General features: G+C 57.0%; 11 protein-coding genes. All 11 read right to left on the bottom strand.

Annotation, left to right across the window (positions count from 1 at the left end; genetic code table 11):
* Nucleotides 1–59: 59 nt before the first annotated feature.
* The 11 genes from J2125_RS23245 to J2125_RS23295 all read right to left on the bottom strand — a co-directional run bounded on the left by J2125_RS23245 (nt 60) and on the right by J2125_RS23295 (nt 13762).
* Nucleotides 60–401: a helix-turn-helix domain-containing protein gene (locus tag J2125_RS23245; RefSeq protein ID WP_017802329.1), complete on the bottom strand. Its 342-nt coding sequence runs from the start codon at nt 399–401 to the stop codon at nt 60–62.
* Nucleotides 382–567, bottom strand: a complete 186-nt coding sequence (locus J2125_RS23250) for a hypothetical protein (RefSeq protein WP_206740859.1) — start codon at nt 565–567, stop codon at nt 382–384. Before J2125_RS23250 ends, J2125_RS23245 begins: the two co-directional genes overlap by 20 nt.
* Nucleotides 567–3689 (bottom strand): efflux RND transporter permease subunit, encoded by a 3123-nt coding sequence (locus tag J2125_RS23255; RefSeq protein WP_017802330.1) that lies wholly within the window; start codon nt 3687–3689, stop codon nt 567–569. The genes J2125_RS23250 and J2125_RS23255 overlap by 1 nt, the downstream gene beginning before the upstream one ends.
* Complete coding sequence (locus J2125_RS23260) at nt 3689–4942, bottom strand: efflux RND transporter periplasmic adaptor subunit (protein ID WP_017802331.1); 1254 nt, start codon at nt 4940–4942, stop codon at nt 3689–3691. The genes J2125_RS23255 and J2125_RS23260 overlap by 1 nt, the downstream gene beginning before the upstream one ends.
* On the bottom strand, nt 4939–6186 hold the full coding sequence (locus tag J2125_RS23265; protein ID WP_017802332.1) for a TolC family protein: 1248 nt from the start codon (nt 6184–6186) through the stop codon (nt 4939–4941). Before J2125_RS23265 ends, J2125_RS23260 begins: the two co-directional genes overlap by 4 nt.
* A gap of 58 nt (nt 6187–6244) precedes the next feature.
* Complete coding sequence (locus J2125_RS23270) at nt 6245–6637, bottom strand: hypothetical protein (protein WP_071590519.1); 393 nt, start codon at nt 6635–6637, stop codon at nt 6245–6247.
* Nucleotides 6638–6812: 175 nt separating this feature from the next.
* Nucleotides 6813–8123 (bottom strand): aspartate aminotransferase family protein, encoded by a 1311-nt coding sequence (locus J2125_RS23275; RefSeq protein ID WP_017802335.1) that lies wholly within the window; start codon nt 8121–8123, stop codon nt 6813–6815.
* Nucleotide 8124: 1 nt separating this feature from the next.
* On the bottom strand, nt 8125–9195 hold the full coding sequence (locus J2125_RS23280) for a phosphotransferase (RefSeq protein ID WP_051050833.1): 1071 nt from the start codon (nt 9193–9195) through the stop codon (nt 8125–8127).
* 74 nt (nt 9196–9269) lie between these two features.
* Complete coding sequence (locus J2125_RS23285) at nt 9270–10697, bottom strand: amidase (RefSeq protein WP_017802337.1); 1428 nt, start codon at nt 10695–10697, stop codon at nt 9270–9272.
* A gap of 15 nt (nt 10698–10712) precedes the next feature.
* Nucleotides 10713–12059: an aspartate aminotransferase family protein gene (locus tag J2125_RS23290; protein ID WP_017802338.1), complete on the bottom strand. Its 1347-nt coding sequence runs from the start codon at nt 12057–12059 to the stop codon at nt 10713–10715.
* Nucleotides 12060–12091: 32 nt separating this feature from the next.
* Nucleotides 12092–13762, bottom strand: a complete 1671-nt coding sequence (locus J2125_RS23295; RefSeq protein ID WP_017802339.1) for an ABC transporter ATP-binding protein — start codon at nt 13760–13762, stop codon at nt 12092–12094.

Genomic DNA, 13762 nt, shown 5'->3' on the forward strand with positions numbered 1-13762 from the left:
CGGATACAGAGGGAGCCATTTCTGGCTCCCTTAACTGGCGGGTTTAGCGCTCAGGACATTCAGCCCGCCACATTCGCCAGAGTTAAATGCCCGGTCTGGAACAGCGTCGGTTTGATTACAATCTCAATATCACAGCCTAACCGGTTCAGACAATCCATCAGCTTACGCTCGGACAAATTGGCAAAATCACCCCGAAACAGATTGGAGACTTTAGCCTGACTGATCCCCATTCTTTTACCTGCCGTGGCCTGGGTCAAATTTAGTCGCCTGATGGATTTGATAATTTCAATCGCGAGGCCTGATTTGATTTTATGTTTCTCTGCATCGCGGAAGCCCAGATCGGCAAACACATTGCCGGAACTCTGTTCTACCGGGATATCGTTAATAATTTTCTGTTTCATTTCTCATCTCCAGAGCTATTTCTGCAGCCACTTTCAGTCGCTTGCGGATGATCTCCATATGTCTCCATCCCTGATATACCTTTTTTGGTATTGACCCGTTAAATATACCGCAAATGGTATAAATAGCAATCCCAACGTCAGAAATTCGGGCAGTAAAAAATGCCACTATTTCCTCCCCCGATGGCTTAACAGATACGCCGCCGGGATCACCAGCATCGACAGCAGTGGCGCAGTCACCATGCCGCCAATCATTGGCGCGGCGATACGCTGCATCACTTCGGAACCGCTGCCGCCACCCCACATAATCGGCAACAGTCCGGCCATAATGGTGGCGACGGTCATCGCTTTTGGCCGCACACGCAGCACCGCGCCGCGATGAACAGCCCGATGCATCGCATCTGACGATAACGGCTGGCCATTGTCACTCTCGCTGGCTATCGCCTGGTTAAGATACAGCAGCATAATCACGCCAAACTCCGCCGCTACACCGGACAGCGCAATAAAGCCCACCGCCGCCGCCACTGACAGGTTATAACCCAGCAGCCAGAGCAACCAGACGCCGCCAGGCAGCGCAAACGGTAACGTGGCCATAATCAGCAACGCATCCCTGATGCTGGAAAACGTCACATACAACAGCACAAAGATAATCGCCAGCGTCAGTGGCAGCACCACCTGGAGTTTTGCCGTCGCGCGCTGCAGGTATTCGAATTGCCCTGACCAGCTTAGCGACACCCCTTCCGGCAGTTGCACCTGCTGCTCAACCGCGTTCTGCATCTCGGTGACCGCAGATTTAAGATCGCGTCCGCGCAGGTCAACATAGATCCAGTCGGAAAGCCGGGCATTCTCACTTTTGAGCATCGGCGGACCGTCGCTGATGCTGATGTCCGCCAGCTGTTGCAGCGTGAGCTGAGCGCCGCTGGCGGTGATCACCGGTAATTCGCGCAACTTATCTAGTGAATCCCGGATTTCACGCGGATATCTGACGCTAATCGGATAGCGTTCCCGCCCCTCAAGCGTTTCGCCAATATTGTCGCCGCCAATTACCGCCGCGACGATCGATTGCAGCTCTGCGACCGATACGCCATAGCGCGCCGCTTTGCGCCGATCAATATCGATATCAATATAGCGCCCACCCGCCAGCCGTTCCGCCAGCGCCGAGGTCACGCCGGGCACTTTTTTCACCACCTGCTCAATCTGCTGCGCCACCTGTTCGATCGCCGCAATATTATTACCGTTCACCTTAATGCCGACCGGGCTCTTAATGCCGGTCGCCAGCATATCCAGCCGGTTTCTGATCGGTGGCACCCAGACATTGGCGATACCTGGCACGCTGACAACACTGTCCAGCTCATTGATCAGCTTGTCCATGGTCATACCGGTGCGCCATTGATCACGTGGTTTCAAACGGATGGTGGTTTCCAGCATGGTCATCGGCGCAGGATCGGTGGCACTGTCGGCACGCCCCGCTTTACCCAATACCGAAGCTACTTCCGGCACTGTTTTAATCAGCCGGTCGGTCTGCTGTAACAGACGCGACGCTTCCCTGACTGAGATGCCGGGCAAGGTTGACGGCATATACAGCAGGTCGCCTTCGTCCAGCGCGGGCATAAATTCGCTGCCAAGCTGACTGAGTGGCCAGGCGGTGGCGGCAAGTACCAGGCTGGCAATCAGCAGCGTGATTTTCGGCCACGCCAGCACTCGCGTTAACAGCGGCTGATATATCCGGATAAGCAGGCGATTTATCGGATTGCGCTGTTCGTCCGGGATCTTGCCGCGTATAAAATAGCCCATCAGCACCGGCACCAGCGTGATCCCCAGTCCGGCGGCGACCGCCATCGCCCAGGTTTTGGTAAACGCCAGTGGCGCGAACATTTTTCCCTCCTGCGCCTCAAGGGAAAATACCGGAATAAAGGAGAGCGTAATAATCAGCAAACAGCAGAACAGCGCAGGTCCCACTTCAACAGCCGCTTTCTCGGTTATTTGCCAGTATTCTGCCGCGCCAGGTGTGCTGCCGGGGTGTTGCTGCCGCCACTGCTCCAGTACTTTGTGCATATTTTCAATCATTACAATTGCCGCATCGACCATTGCGCCAATCGCGATGGCGATACCGCCGAGCGACATAATATTGGCGTTTACCCCCTGATAATGCATCACAATAAAAGCGCCAAGAATGCCAAGCGGCAGTGAGATAATCGCCACCAACGCCGAGCGAAAGTGGAACAGAAACAGTGCGCAAACCAGCGCCACTACCACAAACTCTTCAAGTAATTTGTGTGACAACGTCACTACGGCTCGCTCTATCAGCTGTGAACGGTCATAAACTGTGACAATCTCCACTCCGGCTGGTAATGATTTTTGCAACTGACGAAGCCTGACTTTTACCGCCTTGATGGTTTCCAGCGCATTTTTACCGCTGCGCATCACAATAATGCCGCCAGCCACCTCGCCTTCACCATTCAGTTCCGCCACCCCACGCCGCATCTCTGGTCCGATGCGCACAGTGGCCACATCCGAGAGTAAAACCGGGATGCCGTCGCGCGTTGCAATCAGCACATTATTGAAATCATCGCTGCTGCGCAGATAGCCGGAGCTTCTGACCATATATTCCGCTTCACCCAGCTCCAGTACTGAACCGCCCCCGCTCTGACTGGCGCTCTGCACTGCGCTGATGACCTGCTGATGCGTGATATTACGCGCGCGCAGACGGTCAGGATCGAGAACCAGCTGATACTGTTTCACCATGCCGCCAACGCTGGCGACTTCCGCCACATCGGGCACGGTTTTCAGTTCATATTTCAGCATCCAGTCCTGCATGGCGCGCAGGTCCGCCAGGCTGTGCCTGCCGCTTTTATCGGTTAATGCATACTCATAGATCCAGCCGACGCCGGTGGCATCCGGGCCGAGGGTGGCACGTGCTGTGGCTGGCAGTGTCGCCTGCACCTGGCTGAGATACTCCAGCACCCGCGAACGTGCCCAGTAAGGATCGGTGCCATCGGCAAACAGCACATAGACATAGGCATCACCAAACATCGAATAGCCGCGCACGGTTTTCGCGCCCGGCACCGACAGCATGGTGCTGGTCAGCGGCCAGGTCACCTGATCTTCGACCAGCTGCGGAGCTTTACCCGGATAGCTGACGCGGATAATCACCTGCACATCTGACAGATCCGGCAACGCATCCAGCGGCGCTTTCTGTAGCGCCCACATTCCCCATGCCGCCATAAACAGCGCTGCCAGCAACACCAGCAGACGATTACGCAGCGACCAGCGAATAACGGAAGCAATCATCAGTGATGCTCCTTATGCGGCGCGGCTTGTGCTGAGGCGGATTCTGGCTCCTGCATCTGCGCTAAACCACTGCGCAGGCTGGCTTCGGAATCGATCAGAAATTGCCCGGACGTCACGACCCGCTGGCCGGGCTGCAATCCGAGACTGATCTCCGTCCAGCCATCCTGCGAGCGGCCTGCGGTCACCGCGACCGGCCGGAAAAAACCATTATCCTCCGCCAGCAGTACCCGGTTATCGCTACCGCTGCTGATCAGCGCTTCCTGCGGAATCGCGATAACCTGTTGCGGCGCGTCATCCGCCGCAATGGTGGCGGAGAGTGTCATCCCCGGTTTAAGTTTCAGATCGCGGTTGCTGATTGTCACTCTGGCTTGCAGGGTGCGGGTATTGCTGTCGAGAGCGGGCAGCAGTTCAGTGACCTCGCCGTAAAACTGCCTGTCAGGCCAGCCCTCAGCGCTGATTGTTACCAGTCTGCCGGTTGTCACGTTGCCGGCGTCGCTGGCGGGATAGTCGATAACGATCCATAGCGGATCGAGGCTGGCGAGTTCAAACAGCGCCTGCATACTGGCAACCTGTGAGCCCTGACGCACCGCCAGCCTGCTGATATAGCCATTCTCCGGCGCGCGGATCACCACACGTGGCTGTGGCTTTCCGCTGCGCTCGACTTCACCAATAATCTGCTGCGGCATAAATAGCAATGCCAGGCGCTGGCGTGCAGCAGCGTTGAGCGCGCTGTCGCCCAGCTGGCGCACTGCCAGATACTCCTGCTGCGCGGCGGCCCATTCGGGGATCCATAAACGCGCCAGCGGCTGGCCTTTATGCACCTGTTGCTGGGGCGCGCTGACATACAGTTCTTCTACCAGCCCGCCTGCGCGGGCGGCAATGATCTGCATATTGCGCTGATCATTCTGCACCGTGGCAAAGGCGTGGATCTGCCCGTTCAGTACCTTACGTGTTACTTCTGCGGTTCTGACACCGAGGTTTTGTTGCTGGCGGGCAGTTATCATCACCCCGCCCTGCGGCGTCTGCGCATCGGCATAACGCGGCACCAGATCCATATCCATAAAGGGTGACTTTCCCGCTTTGCTAAAATGCTGATCCGGGCTCATAGGATCGTACCAGTAGAGCACGCGCTTTTCGGCGGGCGTGCTCTGTGCAACGGTTTCAGGCTGCGCGCCCTTGCCCGAAAAATAGCCAGCGGCAATTGCGCCAGCCAGTAACAGTGCGCCAGCGAAAATTTTGTTTGCTGATTTCATAATGAGTTGTCCTGCGGGTTGAGATAGCGGATAGCAGCCCATAACGAGGCCATCTCTTGTTCCGCACTGTTTTTATCGATTTCACTGCTCAGTAACGCCCTGCGTGCATCCAGTACCGCCGCCAGATCGGATTTACCGGCCAGATACTGCGCATTCAGGATACGTACGCGATTTTGTTGCAGAGGGAGGATGGTTTCCGCCTGACGACGCCACACCGCATTTGCCGCCTGATATTGCGCCAGCAGCGTATCCAGCTGCGCCTGATGCGCGCGTAGCTGTAAAGTCAGCGCATCGTTCGCCTGCCAGCTGCGGGCGATATCGGCGGCATGATCTTTATCCTGACGGCGCGAAGTAAACAGTGGCAGATCTACCGTTACCATTACGCCAGCCATATCGTCATAGTCGTCGGCGCGTCTGGCGTAATACAGTTCGACGCCAATATCCGGAATCGCCGCAACTGCTGACTGTGCTGACTTCGCCTGCGCAGTTTCGCTTTCGCGCCGCGCCTGGATAATTTCCGGATGGGTTTCGATGCTTTGTTGCAGGCTCTGCTCGCTGGCGGGCAGTTGCTGATAGCGTGGCCACTCACCGCTGACGCCACCGACCTGTTGCCCGGTCAGCTGGCGCAGCTTGTAACGCGCCAGCGCCACATCACGCGCCGCATTATCCTGCTGATTGTGCATCGCTGACAGTATCAGCTGGCTATCCAGCAGCATGCTGGCGCTACTCCTGCCCGCAGCCAGCGCGGCGTGCTGCGCTAAAATCTGTCGGTTACTCTCCGTCACCAGTTTATTTACCGCCGCATAACCCTGCAGCGAAAGCGCTAACGCCAGCCATGCCTGCGCCGTTTCCCGTTGCAGGCTGGCGATCATCACCGCCTGACCGGCAGCGGTTTGCTGCGCCTCGGCGTGAATAACGGCGGCTTTTTTCTCGCGTTTAGTACTGCTGACATAATCCTGCATAACACCAACGCGCTGCATGGTCATGCCTTCGCGCGTCAGGCGATGCGCATTGCTGCCGCCCAGCGGCAGATTTTCGATGCCGAATTTGAGTTTAGGATCGGGCAGTTGCATGGCGGACTCGGCCATGTTGTTCAGGGCATTGACCTGATGACGGTTAGCGGACAGTTCGGCTGAAAAGTGTTGCGCCAGCCTGAGGGATTGTTCCAGTGACAGATCCGCAGACCAGACCACTGGCGCAACCACGGCAAAAAGTATCCCGAACAGGATTTTTGCGTGCTGCATAGGTTATCTCCAGAAAAGAGTAAGTTGATTAAAACTGATTAACTCACTGATTTTCTGGTTATTCTCTGAAACGACAGAAGCGGATCTCGGCGGGGGGACCGGTGACCGGCGGACGCAGCCAGTCGAACTGAAATTTCTTCGCCGCGACATCACAAACCGCCAGGCGTAGCCCCGGGTCGGCAGCGACTGCCACCATATGCAGTGAAGGATGATCATCCGGCGACAGGTCGGGCGCGCAGTGTTTATCGCACAGCGGCGTTTGCGTCAGCATATGCTGGTTGTGCTGCTGCTCGCTGGCAACCGCCATACAGCTAAAAGCGATGGCGCAGTGATGGGATGCCAGTGCTAACTGGGCGCTAAATAACAGCCAGCACCAAACGCAAAGCAGGATTAACCGTCGCTTCTTTCTGCGCATCAGTGATATGACGATATTTATTAAGCGCCTGAACATGCTTGTTCACCTGCATAAAACACCGGTGAATTATAGACACGGTTATTTTTTTAAATAAAGGCAAATGTCTGGTTAACAAAGGAAATTAGCGATTACTTTTAACATTAACGCCTGATAATTAATATCAGGCGCCAGAATGTCGCAGCTGTTTTACTTTATTTCTAATATTAAGTAATTAACTTAACTCATCCAGCACCCTGTCCAGCACGCGCAGGAAAATATCGGCGTGTTCGCGGTTAAACGGTAACGGTGGACGGATCTTAAGAATATTGGCGGCCGGACCGGCACTACTGACCAGTACACCATTGTCACGCATCAGATTCACCACTGCGCTGGCCATTTCGCCATCCGGCGTTTGCTGGCCGTCATCCTGCACCAGTTCGAGCGCAAGAAACAGTCCGGCGCCTCTGACGTCACCCACCGCGCGGTACTTCTGTTGCAGACTGCGCATGCCGGCCAGCATATATTCGCCGGTGCGGACGGCGTTCTCCATCAGCTGCTCTTCTTCGATAATATCCAGCACCGCAGTAGCCGCGGCAATCGAGATATGGTTAGCGCCAAAGGTGTTGAAATAGCGTGCGCTCTCGGCAAATTTACGCTGTATCTCCTCTTTAAACAGCGTGGCGGCAATCGGCAGACCATTGCCCATTGGCTTACCAATCACCACCATATCCGGCACAATGCCGTGACGCTGGAAGCCCCACATATGCGAGCCGGTCCGGCCAAAGCCGGGCTGTACTTCGTCGGCGATATAGAGCGCGCCGTGGCCGTGCACCACCTCAAGAGTTTGCTGCAGAAACCCTGCCGGTTCGGTAAAAATGCCATCGCTGGAAAAGATGCCATCCGCAATAAACGCTGCTGGCTTAATGCCTCGACGGCGCAGAAAAGCAAAGGCGCTGGCGACATCGGTCGCCAGCTGCTTAGCCACGTCCCCGCCTGCTGCCCGGTAACTGTCGGGCGCTGGCACGGTGACCACATGCTGACCCAGCGCCACATTTTCGCCCAGCGAGGGAGAAATCTCCGCCGCCGCCGCTGTGACGCCATGATAGGCGTTGGCAGTGATCACAATACCGCTGCCGCCGGTGTGACTGCGGGCGATACGCAGCGCCAGATCCACCGCTTCACTGCCGGTACAGGTATACATAATACGGTTGATCGCCGCCGGAAAGGTTGCCAGCAGACGTTCGGAATAGTTAAGCACCTGCTCGCCCAGATAGCGGGTATGGGTATTCAGCTGCGCCGCCTGCGCAGCGATCGCCGCCACCACTTGCGGGTGACAGTGTCCGACCGAAGGCACATTGTTATAGGCGTCAAGCAAGGCATTGCCCGCATCGTCATACAGCCATACCCCTTCCGCCCGCACCGGATGCAGCGGCTGCTGGTAGAACAGCCGATAGGATGGCCCCAGCAACGCCTGGCGGCGTGCGACCAGCGCGCGGGTTTTCGCTGATGGTTCGCCAGCAGCGATATTAATCTTTTGCTTCATCTCAGTTTCCTCGGCAGGCGGCGGTAAAACGTGCAAGGACCTCTTGCGGGGCAATCGCTTCCAGCTGCGCCAGCTGGCTCTCTACCAGCCGGTTATGCCGGGTAAGACGTGCATGCTGCTCCGGGAACAGCGTGGCGCGCCACTGCGTAATAGTTAAGCGCATCACCATGCGCATCACAATCGCCGGATACAGCAGGTTAATCTCGGTGGCGCTCAGGCTTCTCAGGGTAGCGTAACCCGCGAGGAAGTCGCAGATATCACTCAGCGCATCCTCACCCGGACCGATCTGATAAGAGGCGGCGATAGCGACATCAAACAGCACCGGCGCATGCACCATATCGCCGAAATCGATAATACCGCTGATCTGTTCTGGCTGATCCGCGTCGGTGAGAATGTTTTCAATATTGAAATCATTATGAATCACCTGCATCGGCAGCTCTGCCATCACCGGCAGCACCTGCTTTTCAAAACGCTTAAGGGCGTGTTCCAGAGTGTGACGGCAAGCGGTATCGCCAAACGAAGGCAGTAACTCACGCATCGCGCTGGCATGTGACATATCCCAGGTAATACGGTGATGCGCCGCCGGATGGTGAAAACTTTGCAGCGCATTTTGCAGACGCGCCAGCATTACGCCGACGTTATAGCGTTGTGCTGCCGATGGCAGCGCACGGCGCTGTGCAATGCCGGGCAGAAACGTGACTAAACGTACGCTGCGCTGCTGGCCCGATTTATCGGTAATCAGATGATTGGCTTCGCCCTCCAGCGTGGCAATCACCCGCTGGACAGGAATGCCGCCATCCACCTGCTCCACATGCTGTAAAGCGGCGCTGTGCATGGCCGAAACCGCCGGATCTTCCGCCGGACTGAGGATCTTCAGCAGGTACTCGCGCCCCTGTTGCAGGGTTAAACGATAATTGGAATCCTTCTCTCCCCATAACCATTCCGCACGGCCATCAAAACCATAAACTCTGCGGGCAATCGCCTCGGCTTCAGCGGCCTGCACAATCACCGCACTGGTTGTCAGCTCTGCTCCCATCGCCGCGCCCCTCTCGGGGGCTGTCGGTGCTGTCATTGGGTTATCTCCTGTCATTTTTAGCACGAGTCTGGTCGTCCCTTCGCGAAAAGGGATCGAACCAGACCGGGTTATTATTGGTGCAGTGGCGTACTGATAAAAGCTTCAGGCCAGGCTGCCTGATACGCAGCGGCCAGCTTCAGTACAATATCGTCACGATAACGGGCGCCGACAAATTGCAGGCCAACCGGCAAACCGGACTGGTCGAAACCGCAGGAGACGGAGACCGCGGGTTGTCCGGTCATATTAAAAGGATAGGTAAACGGCGACCAGTCAGACCAGTCTTTACCTTCCTCGCCGCCCGGGAAATCCACTCCCGCTTCGAAGGCGGTCAGCGGCATGGTCGGCAGCATCAGCGCGTCATATTTTTCATGGAACTGCGCCATAGTCACTTTCAGATCGGCGCGCACCTGTTCGGCGGCAATATAGTCACGAGTACCCAGCGCCTTCGCCTTTTCACAAATGGTCAGCAACCCCGGATCCATCAGGCTTTTCTGCTGCGCCGTCAGCTTCAGCTGCTCCAGGGTATAAGCCTCGGCGGCATACCATAGCGCCAGCATTGCATCCTGCGGATCGCTAAAGCCCGGATCGACCTCTTCAACAATCGCCCCCATCTCACTTAACCGGCGCGCGGCGCGTTCCACTGCCGCAGCCACATCCGGCTGTACGCTGGCAAAACCGAGATTGCGGCTGTAGCCGATGCGCATGCCTTTTACCGAGGCGTTTTTAATTGCCGCTACCCAGTCGGGTACCTGATCAGGACAGGAGCCATAACGGGCTGACGCCGTCGGCCCGGTGGTAGCATTAAGAAACAGCGCCGCATCTTCAACGGTACGGGTTAACGGCCCGCGGTGCGCCAGCTCCATCAGTGGCGTAACGGTATCCGCCGGGATCCAGCCGTAGGTCGGTTTAATGCCAAAGATGCCGCAGAACGAAGCCGGAATGCGGATCGAACCTGCGCCGTCGGAGCCTTCGTGCAGCACCCCCATATTCAGCGCCGCCGCCACCGCCGCGCCGCCGGAAGAGCCGCCGGAGGCGCGATCGGTACGCCATGGGTTGAGGGTATTACCAAACGCCGGACCATGAGTAACACCCTTCCAGCCAAATTCCGGTGAGGCGGTGGTGCCAAGGATCGTGACCCCGGCAGCGCGCAGGCGCTGCATAATCAGGAACTCTTTCTCCGACGGCTGCGTCGAACCCAGCGCCGAACCACGACGCCACGGAATGCCCTTCACCGGGGTTAACTCTTTAATGGTGGTCGGCGCGCCATCCAGCGGGCTTAACTGCTGGTCTTTCTGCCAGCGCGCTTCGGACGCTTTTGCCTCTGCCAGCGCCAGCTCCGGCACCACATATGCAAAAGCATTAACCTGCGGGTTAAAACGCTCTATACGATCGAGCGCGGCCTGTGCGGCCTCTACTGGCGAGGCTTTGCCACTGGCAAACAGTGCCGACAGTTCGGCGGCGGTCATTTCACCCAGATCGGTTTTTTCGGTGAGACTCATAACGGGCTGCTCCGGTTATTGTGATTCAGCAAGACGATTAAGCGCACGGCTAACGCCAGCGAACATTTCACTAATCTGCTGCTCAGTGATAATCAATGGCGGGCAAAAACAGATCGCCTCACCGATATTGCGCACCATCACCCCTTCCGCCTGACAGGCGGTTTTCAGCGCGGCGGCGGCGATACCGGCTCCGGCGGACCATGGCTTTATCTCCAGCGCGCCGATCAAACCGACACCGCGCGACGAATGCGCCAGTGGATGTTCAGCAAGGGCGCTGAGTCCGGCGAGGAAATGCGATTCCATGCGCGCCGCATGGCCCACCAGATCGCGTTCGAGAATAATCTTGATATTTTCCACAGCGACGGCGGTCGCCACCGGATGACCGGAGGCGGTAAAGCCATGGCCGAAGGTGCCCTGACGGACGGATTCATCGGCAATGGGTTGATAGACGGCGTCATTCAGCAGCACCGCCGACAGCGGCATATAGGATGAGGAGATCTGTTTGGAGAGCACCATCATATCCGGTTCAATGCCGTAGGTTTCGCAGGCAAACAGCTTACCGGTGCGGCCAAAACCGGTAATCACCTCATCGGCGACAAACAGGATGTCATATTTGCGCAGAATGGCCTGCACCCCCTGCCAGTAACCCGCAGGTGGCAGCAGCACCCCGCCCGCACCCATTACCGGTTCGCCCCAGAAAGCGGCAATGGTGTCCGCGCCCTCTTTCAGGATCAGGCTCTCAAGGTCGTTCAGCATCCGTGCGGTAAAGCTGGCTTCGCTCTCTCCAGGCTCTGCAAAATGCACATATGACGGGCAGGACGTGTGGATCATGCGATCCAGCGGCAAATCGAAGCTCTGATGATTACGTGCGATGCCGGTAATCGACGCGGCGGCGATGGTAACGCCGTGATAGCCCTTAATACGTCCGATGATTTTCTTTTTAGCGGGTTTGCCCAGCGCATTTGAGCGATACCAGACCATTTTGCAGGCGAGGTCATTGGCTTCCGAACCGGAAGAGGTGAAATGCACTTTTGACATCGGTACCGGCGCCAGCCTGATCAGCAGCTCAGCCAGATCGACCGACGGACCGTGAGTTTTATCGTTAAATGTATGATAATACGGCAGCTTCGCCATCTGTTTTGCCGCCGCCGCTACCAGTCGTGGCTCACCAAAGCCCAGCGCCACCGACCACAACCCCGCCATCGCTTCGATATAGCGTTTACCCTGATTGTCTGTGACATAGATACCATCACCGCTTTCGATAACCAGACCGCCGGTCTTCTCATACTGGCGTAAATCCGTATTCTGATGCATCTGAAAAGCGATATCGCGGCCTTCAATCGAATCTGAGGGAAATGTCATTAATCACTACTCCGGGTTGAGAATTAAATCGATTAGCTGGCCATCAGCGCTTCTTTGGCGCGTCCGGGGATCGCCGCGATCAGTTTTTGCGTATAGGGATGGGCCGGCGCATTAAAGATAGTGCTACCGCTTCCCAGTTCGACCACCTGCCCCTGCTGCATCACCATCACCCGGTCACAGATTTGCGCCGCTACCCGCAGGTCGTGGGTAATAAACACCAGTGAAAGATTCAGTTCGGCTTTGAGTCGCGCCAGCAACTCCAGTACCTGCGCCTGAATGGAAACATCCAGCGCGGAAACCGCTTCGTCGGCAATAATGATTTCCGGGTCCAGCGCCAGCGCACGGGCGATACCGATACGCTGCCGCTGACCGCCGGAAAACTCATGCGGAAAACGACTGGCGCCACGGGCATCGAGTCCCACCATCTCCATCAGTTCGGCGGCGCGTTTCATCGCCACTGCATGGTTTTCACCGTAGGCTATCGGCCCGGAGGCGATAATCCGGCCAACTTTTTCGCGCGGATTAAGTGACGAAAAGGGATCCTGGAATATCATCTGAATACGACGGCGTACCGCACGCAGCGCATCACCTTTCAGATGCGCCATATCGTTATCGTTCAGCAATACGCGGCCACTGTCCGGATCCTGCAGCCGCACCAGGCAGCGCCCTACCGAAGATTTGCCGGAGCCGCTTTCGCCGACAATCCCCAGCGTTTCACCGCGACCCAGCGTAAAGCTGACATCCCGTACCGCATGGACGGACTTCGCTTTGGCAAACATCCCATCTTTGATGTGATAGGTTTTATTCAGCTGTTCCACCTGCAGCAGGGGTTCACGCTCCACATTCTGCGTGACGCCGCTGGCCGGACGCGGGATCGCGGCAATCAGCTTTCTGGTATAAGGATGGCCGGGCGACAGCAGCACTTCATCGGCGGTGCCCTGCTCGACAATACGTCCCAGCTGCATAACGGTGACAAAATCAGCAATTTCCGCCACCACGCCAAAGTCATGGGTGATAAACATTACCGCCATATTGCGCTTCAGTTGCAGGTCACGGATCAGGTGCAGAATCTGCGCCTGAGTGGTGACGTCCAGCGCGGTGGTCGGCTCATCGGCGACCAGTACCTGCGGTTCCAGCGCCAGCGCCATCGCAATCACCACACGCTGACGCTGACCGCCGGATAACTGGAAAGGATAAGAGATCGCTGCGCGCTGCGGGTCCGGCAGCCCGACCTCGGTTAACAACTCGAGGGCTTTCTGCTTGCGCTGTTTCGCCGTCAGCAAACCGTGGGCGGCAAATACCTCTTCGATTTGCGCCGAGATTTTCATCAACGGATTCAGCGCCGACATCGGTTCCTGGAAAATCATCGCCACCCGCTGTCCGCGGACCGCATACATCGCCTCGGCAGGTTGTGTCAGCAGATCAACTTCCTCCAGCAGAATACGTCCCTGCGCCACCCGCACCGTATCCGGCAGCAGACCCATCAGCGCATTGGCCGACATCGACTTGCCGGAGCCACTTTCGCCGACCACACATAGCATCTCGCCTGGATGGATTTTAAAACTGACGCGATCCACGGCGTACAGGCGGTCAGCGCCCTCGGGTAAAGCGATGCTCAGGCGGTCGATATGTACGATCGGCGTGCCGCGATCGATCAGCGCCCCCGGATGAATCACTGGCTCGCTAGCCTGTTGCTTGCTCAT

It is taken from the genome of Winslowiella toletana, from assembly GCF_017875465.1.
Classification (GTDB): domain Bacteria; phylum Pseudomonadota; class Gammaproteobacteria; order Enterobacterales; family Enterobacteriaceae; genus Erwinia; species Erwinia toletana.

Coding starts and splice junctions, on each gene's coding strand:
- J2125_RS23280 (WP_051050833.1), bottom strand. CDS start 9,195: ATGACAGCACCGACAGCCCCCGAGAGGGGCGCGGCGATGGGAGCAGAG.
- J2125_RS23255 (WP_017802330.1), bottom strand. CDS start 3,689: ATGATTGCTTCCGTTATTCGCTGGTCGCTGCGTAATCGTCTGCTGGTG.
- J2125_RS23295 (WP_017802339.1), bottom strand. CDS start 13,762: ATGAGCAAGCAACAGGCTAGCGAGCCAGTGATTCATCCGGGGGCGCTG.
- J2125_RS23285 (WP_017802337.1), bottom strand. CDS start 10,697: ATGAGTCTCACCGAAAAAACCGATCTGGGTGAAATGACCGCCGCCGAA.
- J2125_RS23260 (WP_017802331.1), bottom strand. CDS start 4,942: ATGAAATCAGCAAACAAAATTTTCGCTGGCGCACTGTTACTGGCTGGC.
- J2125_RS23270 (WP_071590519.1), bottom strand. CDS start 6,637: ATGTTCAGGCGCTTAATAAATATCGTCATATCACTGATGCGCAGAAAG.
- J2125_RS23290 (WP_017802338.1), bottom strand. CDS start 12,059: ATGACATTTCCCTCAGATTCGATTGAAGGCCGCGATATCGCTTTTCAG.
- J2125_RS23275 (WP_017802335.1), bottom strand. CDS start 8,123: ATGAAGCAAAAGATTAATATCGCTGCTGGCGAACCATCAGCGAAAACC.
- J2125_RS23265 (WP_017802332.1), bottom strand. CDS start 6,186: ATGCAGCACGCAAAAATCCTGTTCGGGATACTTTTTGCCGTGGTTGCG.
- J2125_RS23245 (WP_017802329.1), bottom strand. CDS start 401: ATGAAACAGAAAATTATTAACGATATCCCGGTAGAACAGAGTTCCGGC.